The 24,969-nt window shown below is 59.8% G+C and carries 22 protein-coding genes and 1 pseudogene; 12 read left to right on the top strand and 11 right to left on the bottom strand.

Going from position 1 to position 24,969, the window contains the following annotated elements:
* Positions 1 to 289: 289 nt before the first annotated feature.
* On the bottom strand, positions 290 to 1,186 hold the full coding sequence (locus tag E0F99_RS20155) for a LysR family transcriptional regulator (protein WP_083355528.1): 897 nt from the start codon (positions 1,184 to 1,186) through the stop codon (positions 290 to 292).
* 153 nt (positions 1,187 to 1,339) lie between these two features.
* Here E0F99_RS20155 and amaB point away from each other — a divergent pair, with 153 nt between their 5' ends.
* The 7 genes from amaB to E0F99_RS20120 all read left to right on the top strand — a co-directional run bounded on the left by amaB (position 1,340) and on the right by E0F99_RS20120 (position 9,784).
* Positions 1,340 to 2,830 (top strand): L-piperidine-6-carboxylate dehydrogenase, encoded by a 1,491-nt coding sequence (amaB, locus tag E0F99_RS20150; RefSeq protein ID WP_083355527.1) that lies wholly within the window; start codon positions 1,340 to 1,342, stop codon positions 2,828 to 2,830.
* A gap of 174 nt (positions 2,831 to 3,004) precedes the next feature.
* Positions 3,005 to 4,288 carry an L-pipecolate oxidase gene (gene amaA, locus E0F99_RS20145; protein ID WP_083355526.1) on the top strand — a complete coding sequence of 428 codons (1,284 nt, stop codon included), beginning with the start codon at positions 3,005 to 3,007 and terminating at the stop codon, positions 4,286 to 4,288.
* 401 nt (positions 4,289 to 4,689) lie between these two features.
* Entirely contained in the window at positions 4,690 to 5,826 is a 1,137-nt protein-coding gene (locus E0F99_RS20140) for a branched-chain amino acid ABC transporter substrate-binding protein (protein WP_083355525.1), read from the top strand.
* A gap of 178 nt (positions 5,827 to 6,004) precedes the next feature.
* Positions 6,005 to 6,919, top strand: a complete 915-nt coding sequence (locus E0F99_RS20135; protein WP_017136076.1) for an ABC transporter permease subunit — start codon at positions 6,005 to 6,007, stop codon at positions 6,917 to 6,919.
* Between the two features lie 2 nt (positions 6,920 to 6,921).
* A complete protein-coding gene (gene livM, locus E0F99_RS20130; RefSeq protein WP_083355524.1) occupies positions 6,922 to 8,199 on the top strand; it encodes a high-affinity branched-chain amino acid ABC transporter permease LivM in 1,278 nt (425 codons plus the stop codon).
* Positions 8,196 to 9,071 (top strand): ABC transporter ATP-binding protein, encoded by an 876-nt coding sequence (locus E0F99_RS20125; protein WP_083355523.1) that lies wholly within the window; start codon positions 8,196 to 8,198, stop codon positions 9,069 to 9,071. Before livM ends, E0F99_RS20125 begins: the two co-directional genes overlap by 4 nt.
* Positions 9,068 to 9,784, top strand: coding sequence for an ABC transporter ATP-binding protein (locus E0F99_RS20120; RefSeq protein WP_053254077.1), 717 nt, complete (start codon positions 9,068 to 9,070; stop codon positions 9,782 to 9,784). The genes E0F99_RS20125 and E0F99_RS20120 overlap by 4 nt, the downstream gene beginning before the upstream one ends.
* A 394-nt stretch (positions 9,785 to 10,178) precedes the next feature.
* Here E0F99_RS20120 and E0F99_RS20115 read toward each other — a convergent pair whose 3' ends face one another.
* Positions 10,179 to 11,207, bottom strand: a complete 1,029-nt coding sequence (locus E0F99_RS20115; protein WP_083355522.1) for an IS110 family RNA-guided transposase — start codon at positions 11,205 to 11,207, stop codon at positions 10,179 to 10,181.
* Positions 11,208 to 11,959: 752 nt separating this feature from the next.
* Here E0F99_RS20115 and E0F99_RS20105 point away from each other — a divergent pair.
* Positions 11,960 to 12,724, top strand: coding sequence for an SDR family oxidoreductase (locus E0F99_RS20105; RefSeq protein WP_083355521.1), 765 nt, complete (start codon positions 11,960 to 11,962; stop codon positions 12,722 to 12,724).
* Positions 12,725 to 12,928: 204 nt separating this feature from the next.
* Entirely contained in the window at positions 12,929 to 13,834 is a 906-nt protein-coding gene (locus tag E0F99_RS20100) for a cation diffusion facilitator family transporter (protein WP_083355520.1), read from the top strand.
* 119 nt (positions 13,835 to 13,953) lie between these two features.
* Here E0F99_RS20100 and E0F99_RS20095 read toward each other — a convergent pair whose 3' ends face one another.
* The 7 genes from E0F99_RS20095 to E0F99_RS20065 all read right to left on the bottom strand — a co-directional run bounded on the left by E0F99_RS20095 (position 13,954) and on the right by E0F99_RS20065 (position 19,097).
* Positions 13,954 to 15,075, bottom strand: a complete 1,122-nt coding sequence (locus tag E0F99_RS20095; protein ID WP_083355519.1) for an AGE family epimerase/isomerase — start codon at positions 15,073 to 15,075, stop codon at positions 13,954 to 13,956.
* Between the two features lie 159 nt (positions 15,076 to 15,234).
* Positions 15,235 to 15,807 carry a HupE/UreJ family protein gene (locus tag E0F99_RS20090; protein WP_083355518.1) on the bottom strand — a complete coding sequence of 191 codons (573 nt, stop codon included), beginning with the start codon at positions 15,805 to 15,807 and terminating at the stop codon, positions 15,235 to 15,237.
* A gap of 25 nt (positions 15,808 to 15,832) precedes the next feature.
* On the bottom strand, positions 15,833 to 16,447 hold the full coding sequence (ureG, locus tag E0F99_RS20085) for an urease accessory protein UreG (protein WP_083355517.1): 615 nt from the start codon (positions 16,445 to 16,447) through the stop codon (positions 15,833 to 15,835).
* A 22-nt stretch (positions 16,448 to 16,469) separates the two neighbouring features.
* A complete protein-coding gene (locus E0F99_RS20080; RefSeq protein ID WP_083355516.1) occupies positions 16,470 to 17,144 on the bottom strand; it encodes an urease accessory protein UreF in 675 nt (224 codons plus the stop codon).
* Positions 17,141 to 17,641, bottom strand: a complete 501-nt coding sequence (ureE, locus tag E0F99_RS20075; protein WP_083355515.1) for an urease accessory protein UreE — start codon at positions 17,639 to 17,641, stop codon at positions 17,141 to 17,143. The genes E0F99_RS20080 and ureE overlap by 4 nt, the downstream gene beginning before the upstream one ends.
* Positions 17,642 to 17,939: 298 nt before the next feature.
* Entirely contained in the window at positions 17,940 to 18,572 is a 633-nt protein-coding gene (locus E0F99_RS20070; protein ID WP_083355514.1) for a TetR family transcriptional regulator, read from the bottom strand.
* Positions 18,573 to 18,725: 153 nt separating this feature from the next.
* Positions 18,726 to 19,097, bottom strand: a complete 372-nt coding sequence (locus E0F99_RS20065) for a hypothetical protein (protein ID WP_083355513.1) — start codon at positions 19,095 to 19,097, stop codon at positions 18,726 to 18,728.
* Positions 19,098 to 19,442: 345 nt separating this feature from the next.
* Between E0F99_RS20065 and E0F99_RS20060 the strand changes: the two genes are divergently transcribed.
* A complete protein-coding gene (locus E0F99_RS20060; RefSeq protein WP_083355512.1) occupies positions 19,443 to 21,515 on the top strand; it encodes an AsmA family protein in 2,073 nt (690 codons plus the stop codon).
* Between the two features lie 127 nt (positions 21,516 to 21,642).
* Here the strand turns inward: E0F99_RS20060 and E0F99_RS20055 are convergent, their stop codons facing one another.
* The gene (locus tag E0F99_RS20055; RefSeq protein WP_053254087.1) at positions 21,643 to 22,173 is read right to left on the bottom strand and encodes a ferritin-like domain-containing protein; all 531 of its coding nucleotides are present in this window, start codon (positions 22,171 to 22,173) and stop codon (positions 21,643 to 21,645) included.
* Between the two features lie 98 nt (positions 22,174 to 22,271).
* Positions 22,272 to 23,036: pseudogene (locus E0F99_RS20050) on the bottom strand (LysR substrate-binding domain-containing protein); the annotation flags it as partial.
* 35 nt (positions 23,037 to 23,071) lie between these two features.
* Between E0F99_RS20050 and E0F99_RS20045 the strand changes: the two are divergent.
* Entirely contained in the window at positions 23,072 to 23,713 is a 642-nt protein-coding gene (locus tag E0F99_RS20045; RefSeq protein ID WP_083360315.1) for an FMN-dependent NADH-azoreductase, read from the top strand.
* A gap of 77 nt (positions 23,714 to 23,790) precedes the next feature.
* Positions 23,791 to 24,681 carry an esterase/lipase family protein gene (locus tag E0F99_RS20040; protein WP_083355510.1) on the top strand — a complete coding sequence of 297 codons (891 nt, stop codon included), beginning with the start codon at positions 23,791 to 23,793 and terminating at the stop codon, positions 24,679 to 24,681.
* The last annotated feature ends 288 nt before the right edge of the window (positions 24,682 to 24,969 follow it).

The following is a 24,969-nucleotide window of genomic DNA, read 5'->3' as shown; positions in this document are numbered from 1 at the left end:
GCTTTAGCGACATCCACACCGATGATTGATTGCGAGACAGTCATTGCCATGAAAAACGCTCCGGGTTAGGGTTTGCAGGCTTGTCGGGGCTTCACCATTGCGCTGGCTTGCTTCTATCGTCGGTCATAGCCGATGCATTCCTTATCGGCGCTTTGGTGAAGGGGTGGGGCGAAGTCTCCCACGGTCTGTACTGGCTAGAGTCAGATGCTGGCTTTTAGTCCCACCACCCCAACAAGTCTAACCATACAAGCGGGCTTGCTCGCGAAGGCGGCATGTCAGGCGACGCGGCTCAAACAGGTTCAACCTGCTCCATCATCCACTTCACAAAGTCGCGCACCTTGGGCACTTCCGCCGAATGCTCCGGGTACGCCAGGTAATACGCGTCCTGGCTCGGCAACGCATGCTGCCAAGGAATCACCAACTTGCCGTCGGCCAGCTCTTCTTCCACCAGGAAATGTGGCAGCAGGGCCACGCCACAGCCGACCTGCGCCGCGCGGATGCACATATAGAAGGTGTCGAAACGCGGCCCGTGGTAGCTGTGTTCGGTGTGAAAGCCCTGGCTGGCGAACCAGTCATGCCAGCCTTGCGGCCGCGAGGCGTTTTGCAGCAGCACCAGGTCGCTCAGTTGCGTGGGGTCGGTGAACGGCTGTGCGGGCAGGCTTTCCGGGGCGCACACAGGCACCAATTCTTCGCTGAACAGTTTCAGGCTTTCCGTGCCGGGCCGTGAGCCCTGGCCGAAATAGAACGCCATGTCCGCCTTGCCTTGCAGCAACTCGTCCGGTTCCTGTTCATTGCACAGGTCCAGGTGGATGTGCGGGTGACGCAAGCGCCAGCCCTTGAGGCGCGGCACCAGCCAGCGCGCACCGAAGGTGTAGGGCGTGGACACGCGCAGCACTTCGGTCTCGCCGCCGTAGGAGCGCAGGTAATGGGTGGACATTTCCACCTGCGTGAGGATTTTTCTCACTTCAACCAAGTACAAATCACCCGCTGGGGTCATCTGCAAGCGGCGGCGTACTCGACGAAACAGCAGGTGTTGCAGCAATTCTTCCAGCTGCGCCACCTGTTTACTCACCGCGCTTTGCGTGAGGTTCAGTTCCTCGGCGGCGCGGGTGAAGCTCAGGTGGCGGGTGGCGGCTTCGAAACACTGCAGGGCGGTGATCGAGGGCAAATGTCTTTTGTTCAGCACGGCACGCCTCTTTTTATTCTTTGCATGAATAAACGGAATGATATCTCGCCTAATCGTCGTTTGTTGGCAAGTCTTGGGCCAGCTACAAATAAGGTCTGGATCGCCGTGTTTGTGGCGGCGCGATTTTTTTGTTTGAGATTGAAGGAGTGACCCATGGTTGCCGCATTGCTTGATCGTCTCGGGGTAAACCCGGCGCTGTACCAGTCGGGTAAACAACCCGTGCATTCGCCGATTGATGGCAGCCGTATCGCCAGCGTGCACTGGGAAGGTGCCGCCGAGGTGGAGCAACAGGTCAGTCGCGCCGAGCATGCATTCGACGCCTGGCGCAAGGTGCCGGCACCGCGTCGCGGCGAGCTGGTGCGCCAATTTGGCGATGTATTGCGCGAATACAAGGCCGACCTGGGCGAGTTGGTGTCTTGGGAAGCCGGCAAGATCACCCAGGAAGGCCTGGGCGAAGTGCAGGAAATGATCGACATCTGCGACTTTGCCGTTGGCCTGTCCCGGCAGTTGTACGGTTTGACGATCGCCTCCGAGCGCCCAGGCCACCATATGCGTGAAACCTGGCACCCGCTGGGCGTGGTCGGTGTGATCAGCGCTTTCAATTTCCCGGTGGCCGTGTGGGCTTGGAACACTACGCTGGCGCTGGTGTGCGGCAACGCCGTGATCTGGAAACCGTCGGAAAAGACCCCGCTGACCGCGCTGGCCTGCCAGGCACTGTTCGAGCGCGTGCTGAAGACATTCACCGACGCGCCCGAGTACCTGAGCCAAGTGATCATCGGCGGCCGTGACGCCGGCGCTGCACTGGTGGATGACCCACGCGTGGCGTTGATCAGCGCCACCGGCAGCACCCGCATGGGCCGCGAAGTGGCGCCCAAAGTCGCTGCGCGTTTCGCCCGCAGCATTCTCGAACTGGGCGGCAACAATGCGATGATCCTCGGCCCAAGCGCTGACCTGGACATGGCCGTACGCGCCATCTTGTTCAGCGCCGTCGGCACCGCCGGCCAGCGTTGCACCACCTTGCGCCGCCTGATCGCCCATGAGTTGGTCAAAGAAGAAATCGTCACCCGCCTCAAGGCCGCCTATTCCAACGTGCGCATCGGTCACCCGCTGGAAGGCAACCTGATCGGCCCGCTGATCGACAAGCACGGCTTTGAAAACATGCAGGACGCCCTGGAGCAAGCCTTGAGCGAAGGCGGCAAGGTATTCGGCGGCAAGCGTCAGTTGGAAGATAAATTCCCGAATGCCTACTACGTGTCGCCCGCGATTGTGGAAATGCCTGAGCAAAGCGACGTGGTGTGCACCGAAACCTTCGCACCGATTCTGTATGTGATCGGCTACAGCGACTTCGCCGAAGCCCTGCGCCTGAACAACGCCGTGCCGCAAGGCCTGTCGTCGTGCATCTTCACTACCGATGTGCGTGAAGCCGAGCAGTTTATGTCGGCGGTGGGCAGTGACTGCGGCATTGCCAACGTCAATATCGGTCCGAGCGGCGCGGAAATCGGCGGCGCGTTTGGCGGTGAGAAAGAGACTGGCGGCGGGCGTGAGTCGGGTTCGGATGCGTGGCGCGGGTACATGCGTCGTCAGACCAATACCGTGAACTACTCGCTGGAATTGCCGCTGGCGCAGGGTATTACTTTCGACTGATCCCTCAAGTCGCAGTGAGATCAAAATGTGGGAGCTGGCTTGCCTGCGATAGCATCACCTGGGTGTACCTGATGTACCGAGGTGCCGGCATCGCAGGCAAGCCTGCCCCCACAGTTTGTTGGGTTTGCAATTCAAAATAATAGTTGTTTGTTAGGTCCTCTCCGGAGTCTGGCAATGCCATTACGCGAAACATGTTTATGGGAACACCTCACCCCCGGCCGCCCGGACCGGGCCGCGCTCAAGGGCGAGGTCAAGGTGGATGTGTGCGTGATCGGCGCCGGGATCACCGGGTTGTCGGCGGCCATTCACTTGCTGGAGCAAGGTAAAAGCGTCGCTGTGCTTGAGGCCCATCGCACCGGCCATGGCGGCTCGGGGCGTAACGTCGGGCTGGTGAATGCTGGTATGTGGATCCCGCCGGATGAGATCGAAGCCGGTTTCGGCGAGGCGGTGGGCAGCCAGCTCAACCGCATGTTGGGCGCGGCGCCGTCGCTGGTGTTCAGCCTGATCGACAAATACAGCATTGATTGCCAATTACGCCGCGAGGGCACCTTGCACATGGCGCACAACGCCCGTGGCGAGGCGGATTTGCGCAGTCGTGAAGAACAATGGAAACGCCGTGGCGCGCCGGTTGAGCTGCTGACCGGGCAGGCGTGCGAGCAAGCCACGGGCACTCAGAAGATCGCCGCCGCCCTGCTGGATCGGCGCGCCGGCACCTTGAACCCGATGGCCTACACCAGTGGCTTGGCCAATGCGGCGGTCGGCCTGGGCGGGCAGCTTTTCGACCATTCCCCTGTCACCCAGCTGGAACGTCAGGGTTCACACTGGTCGGTGCAGACCGCGCAGGGTTCTGTGCAGGCTGCACAGGTGGTGATCGCCTCGAATGCCTACACCGAAGGTGAGTGGACCGAGTTGCGGCGCAATTTCTTCCCCGGCTATTACTACCAGGTCGCATCGGCCCCGCTGACGGACGCCGCCGCCCAACAAATCCTCCCCGGCGGGCAGGGCTCTTGGGACACGCGCCAGGTGTTGAGCAGCATCCGCCGCGATGCTGACGGTCGCTTGTTACTCGGTAGCCTGGGCAATGGTAACCAGAAACCTGCATGGTTCCTCAAGGCGTGGGCCGATCGTGTGCAGCAGCACTACTTTCCGTACCTCAAATCGGTGCAGTGGGAGTTCACCTGGACAGGCTGCATCGCCTTCACCCCAGACCACCTGATGCGCCTGTTCGAGCCGGCGCCCGGCTTGGTGGCGGTAACGGGCTACAACGGGCGTGGCGTGACTACTGGCAGCGTAGTGGGCAAGGCATTTGCCGACTATTTGTGTCACCAGGACCCCAAGGCTTTGCCGATTCCCTTTGCACCGATGCAGCCGCTGGCCGGAGTGGGCCTGCGCAGTTGCTTGTATGAGGCTGGATTTTCGCTGTATCACGCGGGCCAATGCCTGCGGATCGTGATCTGATCAGCGAAATACCTGTCAGAAGCCCGCATTTTCTTAGCAGGCTACTAATCTGTATTGGTGCAAGTCGTAGCAATCACGCACTGTAAATGTGCAGTTCCGTTACGCACATTGTTACAGGTGTAGGAACTGTCGTTTATCCGCCTGGTTGCAGGTGCGACCTGCCAGGGTTGTACTTTTTGGGTCCATTGGTTGCACCTCTCGATGCTAGACGGTTGCACGTCCTGGCAAGCGGCGGCGAAACGTCTGTAATAACAATGACACCGTGTCTTTTTGAAGAATAAAAACGTAATGGCACGCGCCTTGCTCTGGGCTTTCCCTGAAAGTTTTGGTTGAAAGTCCGCAGTCTATTCGCGCTTTATTTATGAAGAATGCCAACAAACAAAAACCTCGGAGCACCACTCATGTCCCAGACGTTTTACAAGAAAGGCTTTCTGGCCCTCGCCGTTGCAGCGGCGCTGGGTGTTTCTGCGTTTGTTCAAGCTGATGTGAAGATTGGCGTAGCGGGGCCGATGACTGGCGCCAACGCAGCTTTCGGTGAGCAGTACATGAAGGGTGCCCAAGCGGCAGCCGATGTGATCAACAAGGCCGGCGGGATCAACGGCGAGCAGATCAAGCTGGTGGCCGGCGATGACGCCTGTGAGCCGAAGCAGGCTGTGGCTGTAGCCAACCGCCTGGCAGACCAGGACAAAGTGATCGGCGTGGTCGGGCACTTCTGCTCGTCCAACACTATTCCTGCCTCCGAGGTGTATGCCGATGCTGGCATCATCATGATCACCCCGGGTTCCACCAACCCACAGGTGACCGAGCGTGGCCTGAGCGCCGTGTTCCGTATGTGCGGGCGTGACGACCAGCAAGGCATCGTCGCGGGCGACTACATCGTCGACGTGCTCAAGGGCAAGAAAGTCGCCGTTATCAACGACAAGGACACCTACGGCAAAGGCCTGGCCGACGCCACCGCTCAGCAGTTGACCAAGCGCGGCGTCAAGCCGGTGCTGGAAGAAGGCCTGACCCGTGGCGAGAAAGATTTCAGCGCGCTGGTCACCAAAATCCGCTCCACCGGTGCTGACGTGGTGTACTTCGGCGGCCTGCACCCGGAAGCCGGTCCACTGGTTCGCCAAATCCGCGAAGCGGGCCTCAAAGACGTCAAGTTCATGTCCGATGACGGCATTGTCACCGACGAACTGGTCGCCACTGCGGGCGGCGCGCAATATGTAGACGGCGTTTACATGACCTTCGGCGCCGACCCGCGCCTGCTGCCAGACAGCAAGACCGTCGTGGAAGAGTTCCGCAAAAATGGCACCGAGCCTGAAGGCTACACCCTGTACGCCTATGCCTCGCTCCAGGCCTTGGCCGCCGGCTTCAATGGCGCCAAGTCCAACAAAGGCGAAGACGCGGCCAAATGGCTGAAATCGCACCCGGTCAAGACCGTGATGGGCGAGAAAAATTGGGACGCCAAGGGCGACCTGAAAATCTCCGACTACGTGGTTTACCAGTGGGATAAAGACGGCAAATACCACCAGTTGGAAAAGCAGAAGTAATCACGCGATCTACCCGGCACCCCTGAACCTTGTGGGAGCCGGGCTTGTGTGGGCGCGGGCCAAGCTCCCAAGGGAACCTGGTTGCCTGCCCCATCGTGACCGGCAACAGATCTGTCTTTTCCTCCAGAAGCGCCGCACACCCACGGGTGTGCAGGTGCTCACCGCGTGAGATTGCGTTATGGATGGTATTTTCCTGCAGCAACTGGTCAACGGCCTGACCCTCGGGTCGGTCTATGGCCTGATCGCCATCGGCTACACAATGGTCTATGGCATCATTGGCATGATCAACTTCGCCCACGGCGAGGTTTATATGATTTCCGCTTACCTCGCGGCGATCAGTCTGGCACTGCTGGCTTACTTCGGCATCGAATCCTTCCCGCTGCTCATCCTCGGCACCTTGATCTTCACCGTGGTCGTCACCGGCGTTTACGGTTGGGTCATCGAGCGTGTCGCCTACAAGCCGCTGCGTAACTCCACCCGACTGGCACCGCTGATCAGCGCCATCGGTATCTCCCTGATCCTGCAGAACTACGCGCAGATCGCCCAGGGTGCGAAACAACAAGGTATTCCAACCCTGCTGGCCGGCGCCTGGCGCGTCGATATCGGCACTGGGTTCGTGCAGTTGACGTACACCAAGGTGTTTATCCTGGTGGCCGCGTTTCTCGGCATGGGGCTGCTGACCTACATCATCAAATACACCAAGCTGGGCCGCATGTGCCGTGCCACCCAGCAAGACCGCAAGATGGCGTCCATCCTTGGCATCAACACCGACCGCGTCATCTCCTACGTGTTTGTCATCGGTGCCGCCATGGCTGCCCTCGCCGGTGTATTGATCACCCTCAATTACGGCACGTTCGACTTCTACGCGGGCTTCATCATCGGCATCAAGGCATTTACCGCAGCGGTACTCGGCGGCATCGGTTCCCTGCCTGGGGCGATGCTCGGCGGGATCATCCTGGGTATCTCCGAGTCGCTGTTCTCGGGGTTGATCAACTCTGACTACAAAGACGTGTTCAGTTTCTCACTGCTGGTGGTGATTCTGATTTTCCGTCCTCAGGGCCTGCTTGGTCGTCCGCTCGTGGCGAAGGTGTAAACATGTCTGCTGCCAAATCTATCGATATCAAGAAAAGTGTGGTCGATACGGTCCTCGCCGGGCTGATTTCGTTGATCGTGTTCGGTCCGATCGTCGGCGTGGTCCTCGACGGCTACAGCTTCAACCTGCAACCGGCGCGCGTGGCCATTCTGGTCGCCATCGTGATGGCCGGCCGCTTTGCCCTCAGCCTGTTCCTGCAAACCCCCAAGGGCGTGAAGATTCTGCAGGGTTTCGAGAGCAGTAGCTCCGGTGTGCACGTGCTGCCGCCGGACTACAAATCACGCCTGCGCTGGATCATTCCGGCGCTGATCGTGATCGCTATCGTGTTCCCGATCTTCGCCAACAAGTACCTGCTGACCGTGGTGATCCTTGGGCTGATTTACGTGTTGCTCGGCCTGGGCCTGAACATCGTGGTGGGCCTGGCCGGCTTGCTCGACCTGGGTTACGTAGCGTTCTACGCCATTGGTGCCTATGGCCTGGCGCTGGGTTATCAATACCTGGGCCTGGGCTTCTGGAGCGTGCTGCCACTGGCGGCCATTGCTGCCGCATTAGCGGGGTGCATCCTTGGGTTCCCGGTGCTACGAATGCACGGTGACTATTTGGCCATCGTGACCTTGGGCTTCGGTGAAATCATTCGGCTGGTGCTGAACAACTGGTTGTCGTTTACCGGCGGCCCGAACGGCATGCCGGTGCCTTCGCCGACGTTTCTGGGCATTGAATTCGGGCGTAAAGCGAAGGACGGTGGGATTCCGTTCCACGAGTTCTTCGGCATCGATTACAACCCCAACATCAAGTTCATGTTCATCTACATCGTGCTGTTCCTGGTGGTGCTGGCTGTGCTGTACATCAAGCATCGCCTGACCCGTATGCCCGTCGGCCGCGCCTGGGAAGCCTTGCGCGAAGATGAAATCGCCTGCCGTTCCATGGGCCTTAACCACGTGTTGGTCAAGCTTTCGGCGTTTACCATCGGCGCATCCACGGCCGGTCTGGCCGGGGTGTTTTTTGCCAGCTACCAGGGCTTCGTCAATCCGTCGTCGTTCACCTTCTTTGAGTCGGCGTTGATCCTGGCCATCGTGGTATTGGGCGGCATGGGCTCGACGGTCGGCGTCGTGATCGCGGCGTTCGTGTTGACGGTTGCGCCTGAACTGCTGCGCAGCTTCTCCGAGTACCGCGTGCTGCTGTTTGGCGTATTGATGGTGGTGATGATGATCTGGCGGCCACGCGGCCTGATTCGGATCAGCCGTACCGGTGTGACACCACGTAAGGGGGTAGCGCCATGAGCAAGGAAGTCGTCCTCTCAGTGGAACATCTGATGATGCACTTCGGTGGCATCAAGGCCTTGAGCGATGTGAGCCTCAAGGTCAAACGCAACTCGATCTTCGCCTTGATCGGCCCCAACGGCGCCGGCAAGACCACGGTGTTCAACTGCCTCACCGGCTTCTACAAAGCCAGTGGCGGCAAGATCGAACTCAACGTGCGGGGCAAGCAGACCAACGTGATCCAACTGCTGGGTGAGCGGTTTAAAGCGGTGGACTTCGTGTCGCCGAAAAGCTTCTTCAGCCGCGTGTACTACAAGATGTTCGGCGGCACCCACCTGGTGAACCGTGCAGGCTTGGCGCGGACCTTCCAGAACATTCGCCTGTTCAAGGAAATGTCGGTGCTGGAAAACCTGCTGGTGGCCCAACACATGTGGGTCAACCGCAACATGCTCGCGGGCATCCTCAATACCAAGGGCTACCGCAAGGCCGAAAGCGATGCCCTCGACCATGCGTTCTATTGGTTGGAAGTGGTCGACTTGGTGGACTGCGCCAACCGTCTGGCCGGTGAGCTTTCCTACGGCCAACAGCGGCGCCTGGAAATCGCCCGTGCCATGTGCACCCGGCCGCAGATCATCTGCCTGGACGAACCGGCAGCGGGCCTTAACCCGCAGGAAACCGAAGCGCTCAGTGCAATGATTCGCCTGCTGCGCGACGAACACGACCTCACGGTGGTGCTGATCGAACACGACATGGGCATGGTGATGAGTATTTCCGACCACATCGTGGTGCTCGACCACGGCAACGTGATCGCCGAAGGTGGCCCGGAAGCGATCCGTAACGACCCGAAAGTGATTGCCGCCTACCTGGGCGCAGACGAAGAGGAGCTGGTATGAGTGCACCTATCCTCGAAATGAAGGACCTGGACGTGTTTTACGGCCCGATCCAGGCCCTGAAAAAAGTCTCGCTGCACATCAACGAAGGCGAGACCGTGAGCCTGATCGGCTCCAACGGCGCGGGTAAATCCACGTTGCTGATGTCGATCTTCGGCCAGCCACGCGCCGAGTCCGGGCAGATCATCTACAACGGTGTCGACATTACCCACAAGTCGTCCCACTACATCGCCTCCAACGGCATTGCGCAGTCGCCGGAAGGGCGGCGGGTGTTCCCCGACATGACCGTCGAGGAGAACTTGCTGATGGGCACCATTCCGATTGGTGACAAATTCGCCCAGGAAGATATGCAGCGCATGTTCGAGCTGTTCCCGCGGCTCAAGGAGCGGCGTACCCAGCGCGCCATGACCATGTCTGGCGGTGAGCAGCAAATGCTCGCCATCGCCCGCGCGCTGATGAGTCGGCCCAAGTTGTTGCTACTGGACGAACCGAGCCTGGGCCTGGCGCCCATTGTGGTGAAGCAGATCTTTGCCACCCTGCGTGAACTGGCGGCCACTGGCATGACCATCTTCCTGGTGGAGCAGAACGCGAATCATGCGTTGCGCTTGTCGGACCGGGCGTATGTGATGGTTAACGGCGAGATTCGCCTGACGGGCACCGGTAAGGAATTGCTGGTGAACGAGGAAGTGCGCAACGCCTACCTCGGCGGGCACTGATCTGAAGGCTTGATGCAATAACCCCTGTGGGAACCGGCTTTATGTGGCAGCTGGCTGGCCTGCGATGCGAACACCTCGGCATGTCAGGCAAACCGAGGTGATGCTATCGCGGGCAAGCCAGCTGCCATATAAAGCCGGTTCCCACATCTATGGTTACCCCCTTTTCTGCAATACTGTCTTTGATGGTGTGTATGGCTTGCTTTCATCTATCCGGCGTCTGAGTGGGGCATTAGTCCCGCGCCTCGATGAGAATTGATGCCCAACGACCCTAATTATTTGGACGGCCTTTCAGCCGTGTGGGAGCTCAGGGTTGTCGTCAGGCCGGTTGGCCGTTCACGTCATCTGTTATCCAGCATCGCAAAACCAGGTGGGTGGTGCTCGGGTGACAGCAGGGTCAGGCGTTCATCGCGCTTGGCCCTGCATCAAATTCAGTGTGGTTTGCCGCGATCGACCAAGCGATTCTTGCCAGCTTGTTGGCTAGCGCGCAGACCACTAAATTGGAGTGGCGATGGCCTGCCAGCAGCTTGCGAACCCAATCGGCCAAACTCCCTTTTTGCTTATCCAAGTGCATCAAGTAGATACGGGCACACTGAACAAACAAGCGTCGCTGGCTTCGATCTCCGCGCTTGCTGATGCCCAACAGTACGGTTTTACCGCCAGTAGAATGCTGCTTTGGAACAAGTCCTATCGAGGCTGAATAGCCTCGACCACATTTGAACTGCTTGCCATCGCCCAACTCCGCAGCCAAGACGCTGGAGGTGATCGGGCCAACGCAGGGAATTGTCATCAAACGAGAAGCCAGATCATCTTCAGCGACTTGGCTCTCAACTTCTTTGTCGAGAACCTTAACCTGACGATCCAGGTAAACGTAGTGGTCGTACAGTCCCTGCAGCAGTTTTTTGATCAGCCCATGAAATGAGGCTGCTTCAAGTAAGGCGGGCACTTCTTTGATTGACTTAAAGCCCGGTGCCAAGCTGACACCGACCTCCAAAAGCCCTGCATGAATTCGATTAACGGCGCCGGTGCGCTCCTTGATGAGCGAGTCACGGACCGAATTGAGCATGGCCAACGCTTGCTGAGCCTGAGTTTTTACCGCAACGAAACGCATCGTTGGTCGACTAGCAGCTTCACAAATCGCTTCGGCATCAGCGAAGTCGTTTTTATTGCTTTTTACATAAGGACGCACGAGGTGAGGAGCAATCAGTTTGGGTGTATGGCCCAGCATGGCAACTTGTTGGGCCATGAAGTGAGCGCCGCCACAGGCTTCCATCACGACAGTACAAGGTTCGATGGAGGCTAAATGCTGGAGCAATCCTGCTCGATTAAACTTTTTGCGCAGCAGTGGATGGCCACGCTCATCTTGTTCGTGGGCGTGATAGCTGTGCTTTCCAAGGTCAACGGCGGTGATGTCTACTTTGCTCATGGCTGCGGTCTCCGATAGGTCCCCCTGTGAAAGCTTAGTGGGCGTTCACAGGGGGCGGCGGGGGTAGCCATCTCATTATTTGTTTTTAGGGTGTCCACAGGCTCCCCGGCAAATTGTGGAAAACAAATCCAGCCGCCCTCCAAAGCGCGACATATAGCCGCCGCAAATCCCTGTTTTGTCACCGTTTTGACTTGTCCCCATTCGCTGTGGAACCGGCTGTGGGTAACGTGGGAGTAGCTGGCTCAAAGCCTTTGGCCACGTGGCTTGTAGCCTGGTGGTTGTTTTCTGATCAGTGGTTTTTTTGTGACCCCGCGAGGGTTTTGTCAACCTGTTTAAAGACACAGGTATATGACCAATTTATGTCCTCTGAGCCTGTGGATAAGTCTGTGACTAAACTCTGGAAAGACCGCCACAGAGGCCGGAATGACTGGCCTGGAGCCATCGTTCAGATTTTCCCTCTTTACATGGGGCTACATACGGCCCGGCCAAGGTCAAGCAAAAAACTTTCTAAAACTGCCTGCAGGCCTTGTACACAGCGGCTTTTGGCTTTTCGCACTTGCCCCCAAAGACTGTGGGCGCAGTTGTGGATAACCTGCGCGCATATGGCTGCAGGCCACGGTTTAAAAGGCTTTGCTCGGTCTGGTTAAAAAACGATCAGCTGTGCACGGAGGTGTGTGCTTAGCGGTTGCTGCAATCGCGGCGTAAGGGCATTCTGCTGGCAACTTTTTCCCGATGCCCGCAAGGAGAACACCATGTCCGACACGCTGTTTATTACTGGCGCCACCTCAGGTTTCGGCGAGGCCTGCGCCCGTCGTTTTGCCGACGCCGGCTGGAAACTGGTGCTCACTGGCCGCCGTGCTGAACGTTTGAATGCCTTGGTTGAAGAGCTTTCCAAGCAGACCGAAGTTCACGGCCTGGTCGTGGACGTGCGTGACCGCAAGGGCATGGAAGACGCCATCGCCAACCTGCCGCCGTCGTTCGCCAAATTGCGTGGCCTGATCAACAACGCTGGCCTGGCCGTGGGCACCGACCCGGCGCCCAAGTGCAGCCTCGACGATTGGGAAACCATGGTCGACACCAACATCAAAGGCCTGCTGACCACCACCAGCCTGCTGCTGCCGCGCCTGATCGCCCATGGCCGTGGCGCCGGGATCATCAACCTCGGTTCCATCGCTGGCAGCTACCCGTACCCAGGCAGCCACGTGTATGGCGGTTCCAAGGCGTTCGTGAAGCAATTCTCGCTGAACCTGCGTTGCGACCTGCAAGGCACTGGCGTGCGCGTGACCAACATCGAGCCAGGCCTGTGCGAGAGCGAGTTTTCGCTGGTGCGCTTCGGCGGTGACCAGGCGCGTTACGACGCGACCTACGCCGGTGCCGAGCCGATCCAGCCGCAGGACATCGCCGATACCATCTTCTGGGTGCTTAACACCCCGGCGCACGTGAATATCAACCGGTTGGAGCTGATGCCGGTGAGCCAGACGTGGGCTGGGTTTGCGATTGAGCGTGGGGCTAAGTAAGGCTTTAGACCGAGTCGCGCCCATCGCAGGCAAGCCAGCTCCGACATTTGATCGGGTTCACATGGTCAAAATGTGGGAGCCGGGCTTGTCGAATCGTCGCACCGTCGCGAAGGCGTCAAATCGGCCAAAACAAGACATAAGGTACACTCCACTCCGGAAAACCCCTCCGCACTGTGCGGTTTAAAGGTTTTTACAGGAGGAAATGTGAGTAACCGAGGTGAGCAGGCACTGCTCAAACAATCGACCATCCTGATGTTCGCTGTAGCGATCGCCGGGATTGTCACGGGTGTGATGTCTGGCGCCCAATCCATTTTATTCGACGGCTTTTTCTCGCTGATCGCCACCGCCATCAAGGTGTTGATGCTGATCACGGCCAAGCTGATCGCCAAGAAAAGCAACGAGCGCTTCCAGTTCGGCTACTGGCACCTGGAGCCGATGGTATTGCTGATCGAAGGCAGCTTTTTGCTGCTGATCGCCATCTACGCGTTTCTCAACGGCGTGTTCGGCATTATCAATGGCGGGCGCGAGATCGAGTTAGGGCTGGTGATCGTTTACGCGGCGGTGTTTACCGTCGTCGAATTCGCCTACTTCTTCTATGTGCGCTACCGCAACCGAACGCTCAAATCGTCGTTGATCCAGTTCGACAACATCAGTTGGCTGGTGGACGCGATGCTCTCGGTGGGTTTGCTCATCAGCTTTCTCGCGGCGCTGTTGCTCAAGTCCCAGGGCTATGGCGAGTGGGCGGTGTATGTCGACCCGCTGATTCTGATCCTGCTGGCCCTGAGCATGCTGGCTCCGGCGTTCAAGATTCTGCGCCCGGCGTTGCGTGACGTGCTGGGGATTGCGCCGGATCTCTTGGATGACAAAGTGCGCGAAGTGATGGATGCGGCCCAGGCCAAGCATGGTTTCGACGACTACGTGTCCTACGTGCAAAAGCACGGACGGGCGCGGTTTATCGAGATTCATGTGGTGTTACCGGCGAACTACCCGGTGGATAACGTCGCGACTCTCGATGGGCTGCGTGAAGAAATATCCACAGGGCTCGGCACGCCGGATGCGGCGCGCTGGCTGACGATAAGTTTTACCGGGGATCGCAAGTGGATTGCGTAAGGTCAGTTAGACCGAGTTGAGGCTTTCGCGAGCAAGCCCGCTCCCACATTTAACCGCGTCCTACCGTTGGAATGCAGTCGAATGTGGGAGCTGGCTTGCCTGCGATGAGGCCCTGAAAATCAGCCGAGATGCTGGATCAGGCCTTGATAGCAGGTCGCCAAATGATACGGCGTAGTCGACGGCATATCCCGTCGGCTCACGGCGCCCTTGGCATCCAGGCACTCATGCCAACCCTTCTCATGCAGGAAGTGCTGTTGCAGCGCCAGCAATTGGCGTTGCAGCACCGCCTCACTCTCAGGCCGTAAGGTCAGTGCCCGCAGGTATTCCGCCTGGGCCCAGATCCGTTGCGTGCCGTCACGCACCGTGCCGTCCAGGGCAAGCATGCCGCTGACCGCGCCGCTCAATTTATCCACACCCTTAAGCTCAGCGTAGGCAAATGCTCGCGTCAACGAGGCATGCAACGGTGTGCCGCGCAGTACGTCTGAAGATTCGAGCAAAAAGAACCATTCGAACTGGTGGCCCGGCTCAAACCAGTTATCCACAGCGCCCAGTGGTTTCTCCATCATCACGCCGTGCTGGCGGTCGATGAAGCGCTTCTGCATCGCGGTAGCGAGGTCCAACAGCGCATCCTGCGTGACCGCGTCTTCCCGCACAGCCAGCGTGGCGAGGAAGCCTTCGGCGAGGTGCATCAGTGGGTTTTGCAGCGGGCCGGACTTGAGGGACGACCAGTTGCGTTCCAATACCGCTTCGTACAGGCCGTCGCCGGTGGCGAAGCGTTCGGCGACCACTGCCAGCGCCGCATTGAGCACCGACTCCACCAACGGCTCACGCACCTTGGCCCAATAATGGGCACAGGCGAAGATGATAAAAGCGTGGGTGTAGAGGTCTTTGCGCTTATCCAGCGGCTTGCCGTGGGCGTCGATGCTGTAGAACCAACCACCGTGCTCGGCGTCGTGGAAGTGCCGTTGCAGGGAGCGCAACAGCGCCGCCGCGCGCGCTTCGGCGAAGGCTGCACCGGGCTCGCCGATCAGGCTGGCGAACAGGTACAGTTGCCGGGCGCAGGCCATGGCGCGGTAGCGTTGTGGGGGCAATGGCTTTTGATCGGCGTCCAGTGCCTCATAGGGCAGCGCCAACTCGGCATTCCAGCCCGGGCCCTGCCAGAGCGGCACGATCAGGTCATGGAAGTGCGAGAGCACGGCATTCAACGAGGGCTGGGAGGCGGAACTTGGAGCGGTGGGCATCGGCTGGCGTCGTCACGGCAGGGGTGTAGGCGCGCATGGTAGCAGGCTGATCGTTCCCACGCTCTGCGTGGGAATGCATTTTGTGACGCTCTGCGTCCTGCTTTGGGACGCGGAGCGTCCTGGGCGGCGTTCCCACGCAGAGCGTGGGAACGATCAAGGTTAGCCCGCCAGCAACCAAACCCCAGTCGCCGCCGAAGCCGCTCCAGCCACCCGCACCAGCGGCGCTGCGGCCGCCGGCAGGAAGCGCACTACGGCATAACCCGCCGCATGCAGAACCGCCGTCGCGCCCACAAACCCAGCCGCATACGCCCACGGGCTGGACATGTCCGGCAGTTCCAGGCCATGCGCCACGCCATGGAACAACGCAAACAGCGCTGTAGCACCCACCGCCACAAACAGCGGCGGCCGTACCGCCAGCGCCACGGCCAAGCCCAGCGCCAGCACCGATGCAGCAATCCCGCTCTCGAGCGCCGGCAACTGCAGGCCTTCAAAACCCAGCAGGCCGCCGATCAACATGGTGCCGACAAAGGTGCAAGGCAGGGCCCAGCGCGCATTGCCTTTTTGCTGCGCCGCCCACAGGCCGACCGCGACCATGGCCAGTAAATGATCAATACCGCCCAACGGGTGGCTGATACCGGCCACCAGCCCATTATCGCCATGCCCGGGGTGAGCGAAGGCGAGCGCCGGGGCGAGTAGCAATGCAGCGGTTGCGAGAAGTTTGTTGAGGCTCATGAACAGGCTCCTTTTTAGGGTGGGATCAGGCAGCAGTCAGCAGGCCCTGACGTTCGATAAAAGCGACGATTTCATCCAGGCCGACGCCGGTTTTCTGGTTGCTGAACACAAAGGGTTTGCCGTTACGCATGCGCTGGGTGTCGCTGTTCATCAGCTCAAGCGAGGCGCCTACCAACGGCGCCAGGTCGATCTTATTGATCACCAGCAAATCGGATTTGCAAATACCGGGCCCGCCTTTGCGTGGCAGCTTGTCGCCGGCCGATACATCGATCACATAGAGGGTCAGGTCTGACAGCTCCGGGCTGAAAGTCGCCGACAGGTTGTCGCCGCCGGACTCCACGAGGATCAGGTCCAGGCCGGGGAAGCGGCGGTTGAGTTGGTCCACCGCCTCAAGGTTGATCGAGGCATCTTCGCGGATCGCCGTGTGCGGGCAGCCGCCGGTTTCCACGCCGATGATGCGTTCCGGCGCCAGGGCCTGGTTGCGTACCAGGAAATCGGCGTCTTCGCGGGTATAGATGTCGTTGGTCACCACGGCCAGGTTGTAGCGATCGCGCAAGGCCAGGCATAGCGCCAACGTCAGGGCCGTTTTGCCGGAGCCCACCGGGCCGCCGATGCCGACGCGCAGGGGTTGTGTGTTCATGTGCTTCTCCACGTAAAAGGGCTTAGGAACGAAACAGGCGGCTGTATTGGCGCTCATGGGCCATGCACGCCAGGGACAGGCCGAACGCGGCGCTGCCTAAAGAATCGGGTTCAATGCGGCTGGCGTCCTGCTGGGCTTGTTGCAGCAACGGCAGCAGTTCGCTGGTCAGGCGCTGGGCGGCTTGCTGACCCAGAGGCAGGGTTTTCATCAGCACGGCAAGTTGGTTTTCCAGCCAGCTCCACAGCCAAGCGGCGAGGGCGTCGTCAGGGCTGATGTGCCAGGCGCGTGCCGCCAGAGCCCAGCCCAGGGCCAGATGCGGTTCGGCGCATTGCTGCACACATGTACGTGCGGCGTCGTCCAGTTCCGGCAAACCATTGAGCAACTGTTGCAGGGAGTAGCCCATTTGGCGGCTCTCCTGATACAACTCGCGCGTCTCGCGGCTGGCACGGTGCTCTTCGCACAATTGCGCCAGGTGTGGCCAGTTCTGTTCGGCTGCCGCGCGGCAATGGGCGAGCAGCAGCGGCGCCTCGAAGCGCGCAAGGTTGAGCAGCAACTGGTCGCTGATCCAACGTCGGGCGCTGGCGGCATCATTAACGCGGCCGTTCTCGACTGCCATTTCCAGGCCTTGAGAATAGCTGTAGCCACCAATCGGCAACTGCGGACTGGCCAGACGCAATAGCGCCCAAGCTGGGTTCATAGACGTACGCCGAACTGGTGCAGCTTGGGCGGGTAGTTGAAGTCTTCGTCGCCATGGCGCGAATGATGATGGCCACCGCCATAGGCGCCGTGTTCCGGTTGGAACGGAGCCTCGATAGTTTCTGTTTGCGCGCCCAGTTGTTCGAGCATGGCCTTGAGCACGTAGTCGTCCAGCAAGCGCAGCCAGCCATCGCCGACTTGCAACGCCACATGGCGGTTGCCGAGGTGATAGGCCGCGCGGGTCAGTTCAAACGCGTTGCTGCAGGTGACGTGCAGCAGGAGTTCAGGGCGAGCGACGACGCGTACGACACGTCCGTCTTCAGCCTGTAGGCATTCGCCATCGTGCAACGGTGGCTGGCCGCGCTCCAGAAACAGGCCGACGTCTTCGCCATCGGCACTGAAACAGCGCAGCCGGCTTTTGCTGCGTGCTTCGAAATTCAGCTGCAGTTCAGCGGCCCAGAGGGCTTGGGGGGCGATTCGGCGGTGGATCACCAGCATCAGGAAGCTTCCAGCTATGAGCGATAAAAGAGCTAGAGCAAGGGGCTTGCCAATCACACCCAGGAGTAGGAAAACCCTGTAAGTAGGCACCGTCATGCCACCGAATAGGGCATTCGCTCATTCCGGTCGTGTTTCAATTTGGTGCGTGGTTGGATTTATAGCACTGGATGTGGGCGTTTTGCGTCTAGATCCGCCACCTTCTGCATGAAGTTTCTTTCATCTCTTTCTTGCTGGCGTTTTTACAAACTTGGCCTATTGAGGATCAGGGTTTGGAATCCCGCACGGCAGGCTGATGGGCTTACTCGGTACTGCCCAGCCCTTGCCAATGCTTGAGGCCGATAAAGATAAAGCGCAATTGCTGGGTGATTTTCGCCTGGGGCGTGAGGTGGGCAGGCAGCGCCTGGGCGGGTGGGTCGATGATATCGGGCAGGGTGGCAAATACGCTTTTGACGATCAGGTCGGCCATCACGTGCAAACCTTCGGCATCCAGGTGCTGGAGCTTGGGCATCAGCGTGAGGTCAGCCGCCAAGTCGCTGGTGATGTCTTCGCGCAGCGCGCCGATGGCTTGGCGCACGGCCTGGCAGCCACCGTATTGTTCGCGGGCCAGGAACAGGAATTGTGAGCGATTGGCCGAGACCACATCCAAAAAGATCCGCACGGACGCATCGATGATGCCGCCCATGACGAACTCGTTGTGACGTACCAGGCGAATCGTGGCGCGAAACGTCTGGCCGACTTCACTGACCAAGACGAGACCCAGCTGGTCCATGTCGTCAAAATGGCGATAGAACCCGGTCGGCACGATTCCGGCGGTCTTTGCCACTTCGCGCAGGCTCAGGCTGCCGAACCCACGGCCACACTCCATCAGATGGCGGGCTGCGTCCATCAAGGCGAGGCGGGTCTGTTGCTTTTGTTCGGCGCGGGGCAGCATTGGCGGGTTGGCTTTGTCGGCAAGTACAGCGACGCACTCTAGCAAAACCGCTTCGCTGGCGTCGAACTTGGCGGGGGGAAGCGTGAGGCGGTCTATGAAGAAAAAGCAAAAGCCCGATCGGCTGATCGGGCTTTTTTCTCGGTCACCACCGGCTTAGCTCTGTGCTTGATGCAGTTCTTGCAGACGGTCCGCACCGCCTTCGGCAATACCTTGGGTGTAAGCGCGGTCGTTGGCTTGGTCAGCACCGCCTTCTACCAGGCCTTTTTGTTCCAGGCGATCACGGCCACCTTCGACAACGCCTTCGGTATAAGCACGTTTGTTGGCGTGTTCCGAACCATTTTCTGCAACAGCGCCTTTGGCGTAGTCACGGTTTTCGTCTTCTTGCGAACCGCTGCGAGCCAGGGTTTGGCTGGATTGAACGGCTTGAGCTTTGTTCTGTGGGGTAGCTTGTTCAGCGGCTGGCAGGGCAAAAGCACTGGAAGCCAGGACAGACAGCAGAACGGTAGCGAGAATTTGACGTTTCATGAGGAGTGCTCCTTGGGAGGGCGTTAAAGTGGGTACAGGGCTAATGCTACTCTCGATAAGTCGATATAAAAGTTCATAAACACAATGGTAATAATCAACAGAATTGATTGTTCTCTCCGAGGGCTCTAGAGCGCATCTCTCAAGCCCGCGGTTTTGCACTGAGGTGGGTATTTTCGACACGAACCTGAGTAACAATGGTGCACAGCCGATGATCGAGCCTGTCTGGTCGATCAGGAAAATGGCTTTTTTCGACTAAATCGGCGATGGCGTTAAACCCACAGACGGTTTGCCAGTCGGAGCCTTATGAGCTGTAGTTCAGCTACCCGTGTTGAGGAGTCCTGTGCAATGACGCGCACTCGTAAAATCGTCGCTTGGAGCTGCGCCAGCTTCGTTCTGTTAATCGCCGTGGTGGTGTTGTTGCTGGTGTTCTTCGATTGGAACCGCATCAAACCCACGCTTAATGCCAAGGTCGGCGAAGAACTGCACCGCCCCTTTGCCATCAATGGCAACCTGGCGGTGGTGTGGGCACGTGAGCCGGATGAAGGTGGCTGGCGCGCCTGGGTGCCGTGGCCGCATGTGATTGCCGAAGACCTGACGCTGGGCAACCCCGATTGGTCGAAAAAACCGCAAATGGTCACCCTCAAGCGTGTGGAGTTGCGCATCTCGCCTCTGGCGTTGCTGGTGCAGCGCGTGGTGATCCCGCGTATCGACCTCACCGAACCGAGTGCCGACCTGCAGCGCCTGGCCGATGGCCGCGCCAACTGGACCTTCAAGTTCGACCCCAAAGACCCCAACGCTGAGCCTTCCAACTGGGTGGTGGATATCGGCGCCATCGGGTTCGACAAAGGCCACGTGACCCTCGACGACCAGACCCTCAAGACTCAGCTCGACGTGATCATCGACCCGCTGGGCAAACCGATCCCCTTCGGCGAAATCGTCGGTGACGCCGATGCCAAAAAGGCCTTGGAAAAAGGCTCAGCGCCCCAGGACTACGCGTTCGGGCTCAAGGTCAAAGGCCAATACCACGGCCAGAAACTCGACGGCACCGGCAAGATCGGCGGGCTGCTCGCCTTGCAGGACGCGGCCAAGCCGTTCCCGCTGCAGGCCCAGGTGAAAATCGCTGACACCCGCATCGCCCTGGCCGGCACCCTGACCGACCCGCTGAACCTCGGGGCCCTCGACTTGCGCCTGAAACTCGCCGGCAGCAGCCTGGGCAACCTGTACCCGCTGACCGGCGTCACCCTGCCAGACTCGCCGGCCTACTCCACCGACGGCCACCTGATCGCCAAGCTGCATGAAGCCAGCGGCGCCTCGTTCCGCTATGAGAACTTCAACGGCAAGATCGGCGACAGCGATATCCACGGCAACCTGGCCTACGTCGCCAGCCAGCCACGGCCCAAACTCAGCGGCGCGTTGGTGTCCAACCAACTGCTGATGACCGACCTGGCGCCGTTGATCGGTGCCGATTCCAACGCCAAGCAAAAAGCCCGTGGCGGTGAAAGCAAGCAACCGGCGACCAAGGTGCTGCCGGTGGAAGAATTCCGCACCGAGCGCTGGCGCGAGATGGACGCCGATGTGGAATTTACTGGCAAACGCATCGTGCACAGTGCCGATCTGCCCTTCACCGACCTCTATACCCACGTGGTGCTCAACGACGGCGAACTGAGCCTGGAGCCCCTTCGTTTCGGTGTGGCTGGCGGCAAGCTGGACGCGCAAATTCGCTTGAATGGCCGCACCGTACCCATGGAAGGGCGCGCCAAGCTCACCGCGCGCAACTTCAAGCTTAAACAGCTGTTCCCGACTTTCGAACCGATGAAAACCAGTTTTGGTGAACTCAACGGCGATGCCGATATTGCTGGGCGCGGTAACTCCGTGGCAGCGCTGCTGGGCAGCTCTAACGGCGATCTGAAGATGCTCATCAACGACGGCGCCATCAGCCGAGGCCTGATGGAAATTGCCGGGCTCAATGTGGGCAACTACGTGATTGGCCGCCTGTTTGGTGACAAGGAAGTGAAGATCAACTGCGCGGCGGCGGACTTCGGCATCAAGACTGGCCTGGCCACGACCCGCCTGTTTGTGTTCGATACCGAGAACGCGATCATCTACATCGATGGCACCGCAAACATGGCGAGCGAGCAGTTGGATCTGACTATTACGCCGGAGTCGAAGGGCTTCCGCCTGTTCTCTCTGCGTTCGCCGCTGTACGTGAATGGGCCGTTTATCAAGCCGAATGCAGGTGTGAAGGCGGTTCCGTTGATGCTGCGTGGCGCAGGGATGGTTGCGCTGGGTGTCATTGCCGGCCCGGCGGCGGGGCTGCTCGCCTTGGTAGCACCGAGCGGTGATGAGCCGAACCAATGTGCACCGTTGCTGCAGCAGATGAGGGAAGGCAAAGCGCCAAAGACCGTGAAAAGTAACTGACGAAACCGCAAATCAAATGTGGGAGCTGGCTTGCCTGCGATAGCGGTGTAACAGTCCACAGATGCACTGACTGTTCGATAGCTATCGCGGGCAAGCCCGCTCCCACAGGGGTTCAGCGGTGTGGGGGTTACAGGTCCTGCAGAATATCCGCCATGTCATCGGCGTGTTCTTCTTCCTGGGCCAGGATGTCTTCAAAGATACGACGGGTGGTCGGGTCTTTGTCGCCGATGTACTGAATGATTTCGCGGTAGCTGTCCACCGCAATCCGTTCGGCCACCAGGTCTTCGTAGACCATTTCCTTCAAGCTGTTGCCGGCCACGTATTGGGCGTGGGAGTTCTTCGACAGCAGGTCGGGGTTGAACTCCGGCTCGCCGCCCAGTTGCACGATGCGCTCGGCCAGTTTGTCGGCGTGCTCGGCTTCCTGGGTGGCGTGCTCGAGGAATTCATCGGCGGCGACGCTGGCTTTCAGGCCGTTGGCCATGAAGTAGTGACGTTTGTAGCGCAACACGCAGACCAGCTCAGTGGCCAGCGACGCGTTGAGCAGGCGGATGATTTCTTCGCGGTCGGCGTCGTAGCCTTCGGTTACGGCGCCGTTTTCGACGTTCTGGCGGGCGCGGCTGCGTAGGGTCGCAACGTCAGTCAAATGTGCTTCAGTCATCTCAATCTCCTGGTGCTAATCCGGTTTTACGCCACGCTCTGCCGGCGTGATCGTTACCAGTTGTGAGTCCCGCGTGACGCAAAAAGTTTTATCGGATTTCACAACGCGTGGCCGGACAGCTTCGCCTCCTCCTGTACCCACTGGAAAAACGCGCGCACCGGTGGATGCCGTTCGCGCCCCGGCACACACAGTGCGTTGTAACCGGCGCCGCTGACGCTGATCTGCGGCCGATAGGGCACCAGTAAACCGCTGGCCACGCTTGCCGACACCAGAATGTTGCTCGCCAGCACCAACCCCTGGTCGGCGATCGCTGCTTGCAGTGCGTAGTGTTCCTCATCGTATTCACGCGCAGGCAGCCGGTGATCCAGCCACGTCTCAGCGGCTTTGTCGCACCACGCCTGCCAGCCCAGGGCGTAAAGCTCGGAGTTATGCCAGCGCACGCTGATCAGCGTCGGCACCTGAGTGCTGGCCCGCGCGACCTGTTCGGGTGAGCCATACACCGCAAAAAACTCATCGAACAGGCACTGGCCGTGCAGGTTGGGGTAGTCGCCCATGCTGTAGCGAATCACCAGATCAACGCTGGCATCCTGCTGCAAGTCGACGACTTCGCACTGGGTGTCCAGGCGCAGGTTGATGTCCGGGTGGGCTGCGTAGAAACGCCCCAGCCGTGGCACCAGCCACAGCGCCGCAAAGGCTGGCGTGGTGGACACCGTGAGGTGCCCGGCGCTGCGTTGCGGGCGCAGGGTGTCGAGGCTTTGTGCCACATCCAGCAGGGCGCCATGCACGCTGTGGAACAGCCGCTCGCCGCCTTCGGTCAGGCGTACCTGGCGTGGCAGGCGTTCGAACAATGGCACCCCCACCCAGGTTGCCTGAGTGTATCCGGTGAAGGCTAAAACAGATGAAAAAAATGCTAGTGGTTCACGCCAGCCCACGTGGCGAACGCTCCCACTCACGGCGCCTGGCCGAGTCGTTTCTCGACGCCTGGCAGGCGGCTAACCCTGATGCACAGATCACCCGACGCGAAGTCGGCCGGGCTTTTATCCCGCATGTCACCGAGGCGTTTGTCGCGGCGAATTTCTACCCCGAGCCGCAATCCCTGCCGAAAGTGATGAAGGCCGACCTGCAATTGAGCGACGAATTGGTCGGCGAGCTGATCGCGCATGAGCTGCTGGTGATTTCCATGCCGCTGTATAACTTCGGCGTGCCCAGCGGCCTCAAGGCCTGGATCGATCAAATCGTGCGCTTGGGCCTTACCTTCGACATTACTCAAGACAGCCACGGCGTTGCGCAGTACCAGGCGTTGCTCAAGGGCAAGCGCGCACTGATCATCACCAGCCGTGGTGGCAACGGGTTCGGCCCCGGTGGCGAAAACGAAGGGACGAACCATGCCGACCCGCACCTGCGCACGGCGCTGGGTTACATCGGCATCGATGACATTCGGGTGATTGCCGCCGAGGGCGAGGAGTCGGACAAAAGCGTATTCCTGCGCGCCTGTGAAGAGGCTGAGCGCCAGTTGCGCGACCTGGCCGGGCATTTTTAACCGGCCTCGGTCATGGGGCGGTCACGTCCAGTGGTCTAGGATGGCGTTATCGCTCGCCTGATCAGGACGCCCGCTGCATGCCCGAGTCTCTCGCCACGCGTTATCCCCTGGTGCTGGTGCCCGGCATGCTCGGCTTCGTGCGCCTGGGGTGGTTCCCCTACTGGTACGGCATCGTCCCGGCGCTGCGCAAGGGTGGGGCGCAGGTGTTTCCCGTGCAAGTGGCGCCGCTGGATTCCAGTGAGGTGCGCGGTGAGCAGTTGTTGGTGCAGATCGAGCGGATTCGCCGCGAGACCGGCGCCGACAAGGTCAACCTGATCGGCCATAGCCAGGGCTCGCTGACGGCGCGGTATGCCGCGGCCAAGCGCCCGGAATGGGTGGCATCGGTAACGTCGGTGGCCGGGCCTAATCATGGTTCGGAATTGGCGGATTATTTCCATACTCATTACCCCCAGGACAGCTGGAAAGGCCGGCTCGTGAGCGCGCTGTTTCATCTGGTCGCCTGGGCGATGGGCCTGCTGGAAACCGGCTATCGCGGGCCGCGCTTCAAGGCCGATCTGCAGGCCTCGCATCAGTCCTTGACCACTGCAGGCGTGGCCCTGTTCAATCGCCAGTATCCCCAGGGTTTGCCGCAAACCTGGGGCGGGCAGGGTGCTGAGGTCGTCAACGGCGTGCGTTATTACTCGTGGTCCGGCACCTTGCAGCCGGGCAAGACTGATCGTGGGCGCAACCTGCTGGACGGCACGAACCGCAGCTGCCGGTTGTTCGCGCGCAGTTTTGTGCGGGAGAAGGGCCAGTGTGACGGCATGGTCGGGCGCTATAGCTCACACCTGGGGTTGGTGATTGGCGATGACTACGCTTTGGATCACTTCGATATCGTCAACCAATCCTTCGGGCTGGTGGGCAAGGGCGCGGAGCCGATTCGGTTGTTCGTTGAGCATGCGCAAAGGCTGAAGGCTGCGGGGGGTTAGCAGGTTCACCGCGTTATCGTTCTTCGCGAGCAAGCCCGCTTGTATGGTTAGACTTGTTGGGGTGGTGGGACTAAAAGCCAGCATCTGACTCTAGCCAGTACAGACCGTGGGAGACTTCGCCCCACCCCTTCACCAAAGCGCCGATAAGGAATGCATCGGCTATGACCGACGATAGAAGCAAGCCAGCGCAATGGTGAAGCCCCGACAAGCCTGCAAACCCTAACCCGGAGCGTTTTTCATGGCAATGACTGTCTCGCAATCAATCATCGGTGTGGATGTCGCTAAAGC

The organism is Pseudomonas antarctica, assembly GCF_900624995.1.
In the GTDB taxonomy this organism is placed as follows: domain Bacteria; phylum Pseudomonadota; class Gammaproteobacteria; order Pseudomonadales; family Pseudomonadaceae; genus Aquipseudomonas; species Aquipseudomonas antarctica.
Note: the sequence above shows the minus strand (reverse complement) of the source record. Positions and strands in the feature narration are given on the sequence as shown.